This window comes from Pseudomonas sp. Choline-02u-1 (assembly GCF_002836515.1).
Classification (GTDB): domain Bacteria; phylum Pseudomonadota; class Gammaproteobacteria; order Pseudomonadales; family Pseudomonadaceae; genus Aquipseudomonas.
Window position 1 is genome coordinate 38,565 of sequence record NZ_PJBC01000011.1, and the last position, 12,078, is coordinate 50,642.

Consider the following 12,078-nt stretch of genomic DNA (forward strand, 5'->3'; position numbering starts at 1 on the left):
CTTGAAGTCCAACTGGTCGGATCTGCCTAGGCAATAAGTCGGCTGCCCTTATCGGGTAGGATTGGCGAAAATGTCGCGGCATGCTCGAAAAACAAGGAAATACCGGGTTGAAACTCAGTGATATCGCGCGGTTGGCCGGCGTCTCCGTCACCACCGCCAGCTACGTCATCAACGGCAAGGCCGAACAGCAACGCATCAGCAGCGCGACCGTCGAGCGCGTGCGCGCGGTGGTCGATCTGCACGGCTTCACGCCTAATCCGCAAGCGGCCGGCCTGCGCAGTCGGCACACGCGCACCCTGGGGTTTATCCTGCCGGATCTGGAAAACCCCAGTTACGCGCGCATCGCCAAGTTGCTCGAACAAGGCGCGCGGGCTCGCGGCTATCAACTGTTGATTGCCAGCTCCGACGATGCGCCAGACAGCGAGCGCCAGTTGCTGCAACTGTTCCGCGCCCGTCGCTGTGATGCGCTGATCGTCGCCAGTTGCCTGCCCGCCGGTGACGACAGCTACCGCCAGTTGCAGGCCAAGGGTCTGCCGATCATCGCCATCGACCGGGTCATGGAGCCGGAGCATTTCTGCTCGGTGATCAGCGACGACCGCGAGGCCAGCCTGCACCTGACCCAGAGCCTGCTCGATCCGCAGCCAAAGCAGATCGTGCTGCTCGGCGCACGCCCGGAGCTGAGCATCAGCCAGGAACGTGCCGCCGGTTTCCGCGCAGCGCTCAACGATTTCAAAGGCGAGGTGCTGGTCGAGCACGCCGAGTCGTTCAGCCGCGAGTGCGGCAAGCAATTGATGGAAGAACTCCTGCAGCGTCTGGGGCATTTGCCCGACGCGCTGGTGACCACTTCCTACGTGCTGCTGCAAGGCGTGTTCGATGCGCTGCATGATTTCCCGCTGAAATCGCGGCCGCTGCGCCTCGGCACCTTCGGCGACACGCAGTTGCTGGATTTCCTGCCGCTGCCGGTCAATGCCATGTCCCAGCAACACCAGTTGATCGCCGACAAGGCCCTGGAACTGGCGCTGGCCGCCGTCGAGCAGGACGACTACCAACCGGGCGTGCAAGCCATTGCGCGGACCTTCAAGCAGCGTATTCATCGGGACTGAATCGTGGAGCTGACCGACAGCCACACCCACCTCGACTTCCCCGACTTCGACGCCGATCGCGCCGAGTTGCTGGCCGAAAGCCGCGCCCTCGGCGTGCGGCGCATCGTCGTACTGGGTGTGCATCAGGGCAACTGGCAACGGGTGTGGGATCTGGTGCAAAGTGACGCCGACCTTTATGCGGCGTTCGGTTTGCACCCGGTGTTTCTCGATCAGCACCGCCCGGAGGATTTGCACACGCTGGGTGACTGGCTGACGCGCTTGCGGGGGCATCGGCAGCTGTGTGCGGTGGGCGAGATTGGTCTGGATTATTTCATCGAAACTCTGGATCGCGAGCGACAACAGGCGTTGTTCGACGCGCAACTGCAATTGGCGGCGGACTTCGAACTGCCGGCGCTGATCCACGTGCGCCGCAGCCACGCCGCGGTGATCGCCACGCTCAAGCGCTTCAAGCTCAAACGCGCCGGCATCATCCACGCGTTCGCCGGCAGCCGCGAGGAAGCCCGGGAATACATCAAGCTCGGTTTCAAACTGGGCCTTGGCGGCGCACCGACCTGGCCGCAGGCATTGCGCATGCATCGGGTCTTGCCCGAACTGCCGCTGCAATCTGTGGTGCTGGAAACCGACTCACCGGACATGGCTCCCGCGATGTTCGCCGGCCAGCGCAACAGCCCGGCGCATTTGCCGGCAATCTGCGCGGCGTTGGCCGAATTGATGAATATCAGCCCAGAACAACTCGCCGCCGCCAGCACCGCCAACTGCTGCGAAGTCTTCGGCTGGTAATAAATCTCTTGTAGGAGCTGTCGAGTGAAACGAGGCTGCGATCTTTTGATCTTTAAAATCCAAGATCAAAAGATCGCAGCGTGCCGCAGCTCCTACAGAGTTTTGTGCTCAGACGCGGAAGGCGCTGATCAGTTGTTTCAGTTCCACGACCTGGGCAGACAACGCCCGGCTGGCATCTTCGGTCTGGTGTGCGCCCTGCGCCGTGCGCTCGCCGGCGCGGTTGATCTCGACGATGTTCTGATCGATGTCGTGGGCTACAGCGGTTTGCTGTTCGACGGCGGCGGCAATCTGCTGGTTCTGGTCGACGATCATGCCCACCGCGCCAAGAATGTTTTCCAGCGCTTGCTGGACCTTCTCCGACTGGTCCACCGTGCCATTGGCCATCTGATGGCTGACGCCCATCGCCCTCACCGCCGCGCCGACGCCGCCATGCAGCTTGGCGATCATCTGCTCGATCTCTTCGGTCGACTGCTGGGTGCGTTTGGCCAACGTGCGTACTTCATCGGCCACCACCGCAAACCCGCGCCCCTGCTCGCCGGCCCGGGCCGCTTCAATGGCGGCGTTGAGCGCCAGCAGATTGGTCTGTTCGGCGATGCTCTTGATCACCTCAAGCACACGGCTGATCGACTGGCTGTCGCTGGCCAGTTGATTGATCACCAGCACCGACTGATCGATTTCGCTGGCGAGCGCGGCGATGCTGCCCTGCTGCGATTCCACCAGACCGCGCCCGCTCAGTGTTTCGTCGTTGACGCTGTGGGCGCTGCTCACCGCTGCCGCAGCGCTGCGGGCAACTTCCATTGAAGTCGCCGACATCTGGTTCATTGCCGTTGCCACTTGTTCGATCTGCGTACGTTGCCCGGCGACCGCCTGATTGCTCTGCGCCGACACGTTTTCAACCTGACAGGCCTGGCGCTCGACCTCGCCGACGGTGTGGCCTACGCGTTCGATCAAGTCGTGGATCTTCTTCACCGTGCCGTTGAACACCTCGCCCAACTCGCCCAGTTCATCGCGGCTGCTGGCCTTGAAGTTGACGGTCATGTCACCGGCCGCGACCTTGTCCATCATCGCGCCCAGGCTTTTCAGGGTGGTGCGGGTCGAGGCGTAGAAACCGCCGTAGAGATAAAAGATCAGCACGAACACCACCGACAGCGCAGAGGCTTGCAGAATCATGTGCGTGCGGTTTTGCGCCAGGCGTTGCTGCAACTGGCTGTCGAGGAATTTCAGCGTGGCCTGATTGAGCTGGTAGGTGTGTTCCATCAGCCCGGTGACCTGATCGTAGAATGCCTGCCACGGCGCATCGAGGGTGTCGGCCATCACAACTTGTTCTTCGAAAAGCTCGCTCGCCTGCTTGAGCGAGGCCTTGCTGCTGTCGGCTTGGGCAGTGAGGGATTCGCGTGCAGCGCGGCTGGAACCGAGGGCGTCCTGCAGTTTCAAGGCGTATTCAGCCTGAAGTTTTTCGATCTGCACCAGCAACTCGTCAAAACGCGTGCTGGAGGAACTGTTGAGAAAACCCTGACCCAACGAATACGAACCCATCGCCCGGCCCTCGCCGAGCGTTTGCGTGACGCTCGGGGTGATCAGCGTCACTAGCTCACTGAGCTGACGAATATCGCTCTGATTATCGCGACTGAGGCCTGCCTGACTGGTGATGATCTGGCTGAAGATCTGCGCACTGGCCAGCAACTTGCCGATCAACGCGCTTTTGCTTTGCAGCGAGCTTTCCGCTTGCTGGGCCTTGAACGCGGCGATCATTTCATCGCGCTTGGCCTCGAACTGCTTGATCTGCTCGGGATCCTCGGTCATCGCTGCCAGCCCTTCGAGGCGCGTGAGCACGGCCTGCTCCAGCGTCTGGATCTGCGCTTCGACGTTGCCGGCCTTGCCGGACTGGCCGAGAGTGACGTCGATCTGCACCAGATTGTTCAGGGTTTCCAGATCCCGGCGCAGGGTCAGGCTGCTGCCTAACAGGTCGAGGCTCTGCAGCTCAACGCGGGTGCCCTGAAATTCGCGGTAGGAGTCGCGCACCAGATAGAAATTGGTCACCAGCATCGGCACCAGGAACAGCACGCTGATCAGGCTGAACTTCATGCCGAAGCTCAGACGGTTCATCAGCGAGACGGCGGGATAGAGCAAGCTCTTCACTGGAAGTCTCCCTTGGTTTTTCTTGTTTTTATTGGCAGGCGCGAGGCGACAGCAGATAGCCACTATCGGGCGCTGTCTCTGTATAGCGCAAATCGGCGGGAGGTTTTGTAACTTAAGGTTAACAACGAAAAGATCGCAGCCTGTGTAGGAGCTGCCGAAGGCTGCGATCTTTTGATCTTCTCTAATTAGCGAACCAGAACAGTCCACAAGGCAAACCCGGCATACCACAGCACCGCCGCGCGCAGCAGCAGTTCCCACAGGCAGTCGAGGGTATTGATGCCGTCCGGACCGACTGCTGGCGGCGGGATTTCCCCAGCTGCCAGGCCGACCTTGTTGATCAACTGCGCAGCGCTGATGTTCCAGTTGAGCAGCTCGTGCAGCATCACTCGGCTGACCGCGACGAAGTTGCCGACCAACGCAAGACTCGCCGCCAGCAAACGCACCGGTACCCAATCGAAGGCATGACGCAGTTGCGCCGCGCGCTCGACCAGCGCCGGATTGCTTCCATGCTCTTCGGCCAGCGCCAGCAAGCGATAAGCCAATGCCGCCACAGGACCGAGGAGGAAATACCAGAAGATCACTGCGAAGAAACTCTGATAGGCCTGCCACAACAGATGACCTTGCACCCGCTCAAGCAATTGCTCGCCGCTGTCGGCGCAGATGTTCAGATCGCGCTTGGCCACGTGCGCCGCCGCTTGCAGATCCTCACGGCGCCAGGCATCGCGAAACGGCCCGAGGCCGCCCAGCAAGTCGCCACGGCCCAGGCTGTAAATCACCACCAGCAAATGCACCGGCAGCGCCAGCAAACCGTAAGCCACCGGTTCCAGCACCAGCAGCAACAGCGCCAGTAACGCCACCGGGAACAGCACCAGAATCGTCAGCACCAGCCAGGGTTGCCTGGCCAGCCGTTCGCTGCTTTCGAGTTTGTGCAGCTCGCGGATCCATCCGCCGTCGCGTTGAAGCCGATGGCGCAGGGCCGAAAACTTCTCGATCCACAGCGCCAGCAGTAACACCAGAAAACTCATTGTCCTTCCTCTTTTGCCAGGGCGGCGCGGTAGCGTGCCCAGTCGAATGCCGGTCCCGGATCGGTCTTGCGCCCCGGAGCGATATCGCTGTGGCCGCAGATACGCTGATCGGTGATCGCCGGAAAACGTTGCTGCAACTGCCGGGTCAGCGCCGTCAGCGCGCGATATTGTTCGTCGGTGAACGGCAGATCATCGGTGCCTTCCAGCTCGATGCCCACGGAAAAATCGTTACAGGTTTCGCGGCCTTCGAACATCGAGATGCCGGCATGCCACGCTCGCGCAAGACAGGAGACAAACTGGGTGACCTTGCCGTCACGTTCGATCAGAAAATGCGCGGAGACGCGCAGGTCAGCGATGCCTGCAAAGTACGTGTGTTCGGTGACATCCAGACGATTCTGGAAAAACTCCTGAACCTTGCCGGTGGCGAATTGCGCCGGCGGCAGGCTGATGTTGTGAATGACCAACAGGGACACTTCGCCCGCCGGGCGCTCATTGAAGTTGGGCGACGGGCAGATCTGCACGCCATGACACCACCCGCTCGCGGGATCCAACTGCATACCGATTCCTTCAACGCCGACCATGTGGACGCCCAGTATGCCGCGATCCGCCCCCGGCGCGCGATCACTTGCCGCGATTGAGTCGCCGCAGGTCGCCCAGCACCGATTCCAGTGCACGGTCGAACAACAAGGTGTCGTCAAGCGCACGCACGCCGCCACGACTGAACGCCAGCGCCAGATCGGTGCGGCTGCGCTCCAGCACTTTCATGCCCGTGCGGTCGACGAAAACGTATTTGCCGGTCTCATCGATGATCGCCGCGAGTTTGCAACGCAAGGTCTGTTCGTCATCATCGTCGAACACCACCCAACTGCCCACACGCAACTGCTCGACCTGAGACAAACCGGCATCGTCTTGCGCCCGGCGCGGCGCAGGCATGGCTGCAGCTTGATCGGCGCTGAGCTGCAAGACCTGCGGCGTGACTTCGATCAGCGGCGTGGCGCTGTGATCGGCTTCATCGGAGCGCTCCAGCACGCGCACGTGCAGCGCCTCCAGTGCACTGAAGAATTCGCTGGTGGCAAACGGGTCGAACGCGGTGCTGCTCAGGCCATCGCGCAGCGATTTCAGCAAACCCGGTACCAGAGCCAACAGGCGCAGGCTGGATTCGCCATCGTCGTGGCGCTGCACGCTCCAGATCAACTGTTCCATCGTCTGCACGTCGGCGTGCCATTCGGCGGACTGATCGCCATGCTTGAGGCAGGTCAGCAGCAACACTTTGCTCCAGGCCTGCCGGACGAAGCTGACCACGGTCGCCGGCAGCACTTTGCCCAGCAATGCCTGCTGCAGCGCCTGCGCGACGCGCCGCTGAGCCAGCTCGGCTTTCGCTCGGCCCTCCTCGGCATCACGCAAGCGTTGCTCAAGCAGTTCGGTGCGGCGGCGCTCTTCCTGAGTAAAGGCAAGGAAATCCGCGAGCAGCTCGGAGAAGATCGCCGGGTCGTCGACAAATTCGCTCAGCAAGCGCTGCACCACTTGTTCGATGCGCACGTAGAGGCTGTCGCGCTCTGCTCCGTCGCAGTCGCTCCAGCCCATCGCGGCCTCGGCGATTTCGTTGAGCAGGCGCCGCGCCGGATGGGTGCTACGGCTGAAGAAGCTTTTATCCAGCACGGCGACTTTGAGCATCGGAATCTGCAATCGGGCGATCAGCGCCTTGAGCGCGTCGGGCAGATTGCGATCCTCGAGGATGCAGTCGAAAACCATGGCGATCAGGTTGATCACATCTTCGTCGGCGGTCGCGACAACGCGGGACCGGCCGCTTCTGACGCTGACCCGGGTCAGCAGCTGCTCGAGCTGATGGCGCAGATCGAAATCTTCCTGAGCCTCCAGCGCCGGTACGTATTGCTGCAAGTGCGACAACAAACGCAGCAGGTCGCGGGTGTTGATCGGATGCGCCGGGGCGCCGTGCTCCAGTGTCGGTGTGACGCGGCCACGCACATGGGCGAGCAATTGCTGCAACGCCGCGAACACTTCCTCTACGGCTTCGTCCGCTGCTGGCGGTGCATCGAGATCATCAATGAATGTGTCGCTATCGGCAGGCTCGACCACGCGACGAGCCATGGCAGGTTTCAGATGCGGCAGCACGCCGGTGGCGAGCAACAACTGATTGGCCTCTGCATACAGTTGCTCGGTGTCGGCCAGCACATAGCGCTCGAACAACTTGAGCAGGATCAGCTTGACCTTGATCTCGACGCCAAGGTTACGCCCGGCCTGCAGGAAATATTCGCAAAGCATCACCGGGCTCAGCGGATTGTGCTGGTCGTCCAGACGCTTGCCGAGCATTGAACTGAACCGCGCGGTCAGTTGATCAAGGGCAAAGCCGTCACGCTTGAGCACACGGCTGACCATGGTCTGAACGGCCACGGTGCGCTCCATGGCATCGGTACGCGGGGTGGATTCTTCGACCACCAGCGTGCGTGGCAAGGTAATGGCGGCGGGGTTGTATTGAGTAAGGCCGGCAAAGGCTTCGAAAAACAGCTCGAGAAAGCCGCGCTCGATGTTCTTGCGCTTGAGGCGCAGGTCGCGCATGGCTTCGAAAAAGATGTTCTGGTCGACATCATTGCGCGCCCGGTCGGCCATTTCGAACAGCGTGTCATCCGCGTTATCGAACAACTCCTGCAGATCGTGGCGCAGCTGCTGCGCAGCCTTGTCGCGGACCTGCAACAGAATCACCGGCAAGCGGGCAAGCGGCGAGTGGTCCGCCAGATCGGCAGTCGCCCGGTGCAAAGGCACCACTTTCCCGTCGTTGCGCATCCAAGCCTCCTGGAACGGTGATTCGGTTCGTCGCTTTGACACTGCCCCAGCGGAGTCGTTCGTCAAAGCCATGACGTCAAATACAAGGCGGATTATCTTGCAAAAGATGTCTGCGATCTATAGGCCTCAGGGTTTCCCCTACACGCCATGAACCGGGCGCCGGCTCAGGAAAATCGACCAGATGCAGTCAGGCACTCGCGTTCTCGCCTTGGGTTGGCTTGCGCCCTGCCCCTATAATCGAACCACTTTGTTTGTGGAGTCCGTTATGCCGAATCTACGTCTCGCCGATCTGACCGCCGAAATCGAAAACAACGTGCGTCGTGCGTTGCTCGAAGACGTCGGCAGCGGCGACATCACCGCGCAACTGATCCCGGCCGAACGCCTGGCCAAAGCCACCATCATCACCCGTGACGACGCGGTCATCTGCGGCACCGCGTGGGTCGATGCGGTGTTTCGCCAGCTCGATCCGCGCGTGGCGGTGCATTGGCAAGTGGTCGACGGCCAGCGGGTCAAAGCCAATCAGCCACTGTTCCATCTGGAAGGCCCGGCTCGCTCACTGTTGACGGGTGAACGCAGCGCATTGAATTTCCTGCAGTTGCTGTCCGGTGTGGCAACACGCGCGCAGTACCTGGCGGATTTCGTCGGCGAGACTCAGGTCAGATTACTCGACACTCGCAAAACTCTGCCCGGCCTGCGTCTGGCGCAGAAATACGCAGTGACCTGCGGCGGCTGTCACAACCATCGCATCGGTCTGTACGACGCCTTCCTGATCAAGGAAAACCACATCGCCGCCAGCGGTGGCATTACCGAAGCCGTGGCCGCCGCCCACAAGATCGCCCCGGGCAAACCGGTGGAGATCGAAGTGGAAAGTCTTGAAGAGTTGCAGCAAGCGCTGGAAGCCGGCGCCGATATCATCATGCTCGACGAACTGAGCCTGGATGACATGCGCGAAGCAGTACGTCGGACCGCCGGCAAAGCGAAACTCGAAGCCAGCGGCGGCATCAACGAAAGCACGCTGCTGCCGATCGCCGAAACGGGCGTGGATTACATCTCGATTGGCGCGATGACCAAGGATGTCAAAGCGGTGGATCTGTCGATGCGACTGAGCCTCTGAGCATTCGCGCAATAGAAAACGCCAGCCTGTTGAGGCTGGCGTTTTTGTTCAGACCACCAGATTGTTCATCTCGCAATACTCATCCCACTCGACACCCAGTACCTCAGCCGCTTCCTTATGCAGTACGAGGCGCTGCGCTTCGAACTCCTCCGGCGTGCTGGTGTATTTGAGGGTCAGCTCCCACGGCTGCAGGCCCTGCGCTTCGGCTTCGTCTTCGAAGGCCCACTGGATCTGGTCTTTCTGATCATCGGGACTCAGGTCCTTGATCTCTTCCTTCAGGTCCGGCACATCCAGAAGGTATTTTTCCAGCGCTTGTTCGTGGCGTTGCTCTTGGGTCAATTCAGTCATGGGGTTCTCGCTGATCTTAAGAATGGAGGATGGATCTGGATCATCAAGGATCTCTCTGACGCGGACAGGCCGGCCTTCGGAACCATTCGGGATCATCTGAAAACTGCTAAGCGATGCTCATGCAGGCACCGAATATAGGACGTTTGCATGACGAATTACACGGCTCTTTACATCTCTCGCACAAAAAGCTGACCTGCGGAACATGAGTCGACGTGGCGCGCCGGGAATCTGGTGCCCGAGACAGGAATCGAACCTGCGACCTTCGCGTTACGAGTGCGCTGCTCTACCGGCTGAGCTACACGGGCGGTGGGCTAAACCTAGCACCGGTTTTCACAAAAGCAAAGATCGCAGCCTGCGGCAGCTCCCACATGATCGGGTTATCACAGCGCTTTGCAGGAGCTGCCGCAGGCTGCGATCTTTGGATCTTTATTCAAGGCAAAAAAATGCCCCCGCCGTTTGCACGGCGGGGGCATCTTCATTGCGCTAAAGCCTTGGGCTGATTAAACGCCCGAAGCCTTGGCAGCTGCCACGTCTTTGATGGACAGCTTGATACGGCCGCGGTTGTCCACGTCCAGTACCAGCACTTCCACTTCCTGGCCTTCCTTCAGGATGTCGGTCACTTTCTCTACACGAGCGTCGCTCAGCATCGAGATATGCACCAGACCGTCCTTGCCCGGCAGGATGTTGACGAATGCGCCGAAGTCGACAATGCGCTCAACCTTGCCGACGTAGATCTTGCCGATCTCGGCTTCTGCCGTGATGCTCAGAACGCGCTGACGGGCAGCTTCCGCGGCATCCTTGGTTTCGCCGAAGATCTTGATCGAACCGTCGTCTTCGATGTCGATCGAAGCCTTGGTTTCTTCGCAGATCGCACGGATGGTCGCGCCACCTTTACCGATGACGTCACGGATCTTGTCGGTGTCGATCTTCATCGCGATCATGGTCGGAGCGTTGGCCGACAGTTCGGTACGCGACTGGCCAATGATCTGGTTCATCTGACCGAGGATGTTCAGGCGCGCTTCAAGGGCCTGGCCCAGAGCGATTTCCATGATCTCTTCGGTGATGCCCTTGATCTTGATGTCCATCTGCAGTGCGGTAACGCCTTTGGCGGTACCGGCAACCTTGAAGTCCATGTCGCCCAGGTGATCTTCGTCACCGAGGATGTCGGTCAGGACGGCGAATTTCTCGCCTTCCTTAACCAGACCCATGGCGATACCGGCAACCGGTGCCTTCATCGGTACACCGGCGTCCATCAGGGCCAGGGAAGCGCCGCACACGGAAGCCATCGAGCTCGAACCGTTGGATTCGGTGATTTCCGACACCACGCGGATGGTGTACGGGAACACGTCAGCGGCTGGCAGCATGGCCGAAACCGAACGACGGGCCAGACGGCCGTGACCGATTTCGCGACGACCCGCGCCACCCATGCGACCACACTCGCCCACCGAGAACGGCGGGAAGTTGTAGTGCAGCATGAACGGGTCTTTCTTTTCGCCTTCCAGGGTGTCCAGCAGTTGTGCGTCACGGGCGGTGCCCAGTGTTGCAACAACCAGTGCCTGGGTTTCACCACGGGTGAACAGTGCCGAACCGTGGGTCTTCGGCAGTACGCCGACTTCGATGTTCAGCGGACGTACGGTGCGGGTGTCGCGGCCGTCGATACGTGGCTTGCCGTTGACGATGTTTTCGCGAACGGTGCGGTATTCGATTTCGCCGAAAGCAGCTTTGACTTCAGCAGCCGAAGGCTGGCCTTCTTCACCGGACAGCTTGGCAACCACCTGGTCACGCAACTCGCCCAGACGCGCGTAGCGGTCGGCCTTGATGGTGATGGTGTAAGCCTGGGAGATCGCCTCGCCGAACTCGGCACGGATAGCGCCCAGCAGTTCAGTGGCTTCTGGAGCCGGAGCCCAGTTCCAGGTTGGCTTGGCAGCTTCAGCGGCCAGTTCTTTAACAGCGTTGATCACAACCTGAAATTCGTCGTGAGCGAACAGTACCGCGCCCAGCATCTGGTCTTCGGTCAGCTCTTTGGCTTCCGATTCAACCATCAGCACGGCGTCGGAAGTACCGGCAACAACCATGTCCAGGCTCGAAGCGGCTTGCTGTTCGTAAGTCGGATTCAACAGGTAGCCGGTGCTTTCGTGGAAAGCCACACGAGCGGCGCCGATCGGGCCGTCGAACGGAATGCCGGAAATGGCCAGGGCAGCCGAGGTACCGATCATCGCAGCGATGTCCGGATCGGTCTTCTTGCTGGTGGAAACGACGGTGCAGACAACCTGCACTTCGTTCATGAAGCCTTCTGGGAACAGCGGACGGATCGGACGGTCGATCAGTCGGGAAGTCAGGGTTTCTTTCTCGGAAGGACGGCCTTCACGCTTGAAGAAACCGCCAGGGATCTTACCGGCAGCGTAAGTCTTTTCCTGGTAGTGCACGGACAGAGGGAAGAAGCCCTTGCCCGGATCGGCTTGCTTTGCACCGACAACAGTCACCAACACGCTGACATCGTCGTCAACGGTGACCAAAACTGCGCCGGAGGCCTGACGGGCGATACGGCCTGTCTCGAGGGTAACGGTCGATTGACCGAACTGGAATTTTTTGATTACCGGGTTCACGGTGTCCTACCTTCTTTGTGGCTCTTGGGGGAAACGGTTTCTCGCGAATTCTTGGGCAATTTCGGGAATCGGCCCGATGGCAATTGTCCGGGTGCTACAGGTAAAGCCATGCTGCAGATAAAACTTGAGGCTGGGAGCCTGCAAGGCGCCAGCGGAAAACC

The 12,078-nt window shown here is 60.4% G+C and carries 9 protein-coding genes and 1 tRNA gene; 3 read left to right on the top strand and 7 right to left on the bottom strand.

From position 1 onward, the window contains the following. Positions 1-107: 107 nt before the first annotated feature. Complete coding sequence (gene cra, locus CXF97_RS08955; RefSeq protein WP_101158039.1) at positions 108-1,103, top strand: catabolite repressor/activator; 996 nt, start codon at positions 108-110, stop codon at positions 1,101-1,103. 3 nt (positions 1,104-1,106) lie between these two features. Next, positions 1,107-1,883, top strand: coding sequence for a TatD family hydrolase (locus CXF97_RS08960; RefSeq protein WP_101158041.1), 777 nt, complete (start codon positions 1,107-1,109; stop codon positions 1,881-1,883). A 108-nt stretch (positions 1,884-1,991) separates the two neighbouring features. Here the strand turns inward: CXF97_RS08960 and CXF97_RS08965 are convergent, their stop codons facing one another. The 4 genes from CXF97_RS08965 to CXF97_RS08980 form a co-directional block, all read right to left on the bottom strand. After that, the gene (locus CXF97_RS08965; protein ID WP_101158052.1) at positions 1,992-4,022 is read right to left on the bottom strand and encodes a methyl-accepting chemotaxis protein; all 2,031 of its coding nucleotides are present in this window, start codon (positions 4,020-4,022) and stop codon (positions 1,992-1,994) included. Between the two features lie 185 nt (positions 4,023-4,207). After that, positions 4,208-5,047, bottom strand: a complete 840-nt coding sequence (ampE, locus tag CXF97_RS08970; protein ID WP_101158054.1) for a regulatory signaling modulator protein AmpE — start codon at positions 5,045-5,047, stop codon at positions 4,208-4,210. Beyond that, positions 5,044-5,604, bottom strand: a complete 561-nt coding sequence (gene ampD / locus CXF97_RS08975) for a 1,6-anhydro-N-acetylmuramyl-L-alanine amidase AmpD (protein WP_101158056.1) — start codon at positions 5,602-5,604, stop codon at positions 5,044-5,046. The genes ampE and ampD overlap by 4 nt, the downstream gene beginning before the upstream one ends. 64 nt (positions 5,605-5,668) lie before the next feature. Beyond that, on the bottom strand, positions 5,669-7,849 hold the full coding sequence (locus tag CXF97_RS08980; RefSeq protein WP_101158058.1) for a DUF1631 domain-containing protein: 2,181 nt from the start codon (positions 7,847-7,849) through the stop codon (positions 5,669-5,671). Positions 7,850-8,114: 265 nt separating this feature from the next. Here CXF97_RS08980 and nadC point away from each other — a divergent pair, with 265 nt between their 5' ends. Beyond that, positions 8,115-8,963, top strand: a complete 849-nt coding sequence (nadC, locus tag CXF97_RS08985; RefSeq protein WP_101158060.1) for a carboxylating nicotinate-nucleotide diphosphorylase — start codon at positions 8,115-8,117, stop codon at positions 8,961-8,963. Between the two features lie 48 nt (positions 8,964-9,011). Here nadC and CXF97_RS08990 read toward each other — a convergent pair whose 3' ends face one another. From CXF97_RS08990 to pnp, 3 genes are all read right to left on the bottom strand, one after another. Further along, complete coding sequence (locus CXF97_RS08990; protein ID WP_042608866.1) at positions 9,012-9,311, bottom strand: DUF6388 family protein; 300 nt, start codon at positions 9,309-9,311, stop codon at positions 9,012-9,014. Positions 9,312-9,540: 229 nt separating this feature from the next. Beyond that, positions 9,541-9,616, bottom strand: a tRNA-Thr gene (locus tag CXF97_RS08995). A 195-nt stretch (positions 9,617-9,811) separates the two neighbouring features. Continuing rightward, positions 9,812-11,917: a polyribonucleotide nucleotidyltransferase gene (gene pnp / locus CXF97_RS09000; protein ID WP_101158062.1), complete on the bottom strand. Its 2,106-nt coding sequence runs from the start codon at positions 11,915-11,917 to the stop codon at positions 9,812-9,814. Between the last annotated feature and the right edge of the window lie 161 nt (positions 11,918-12,078).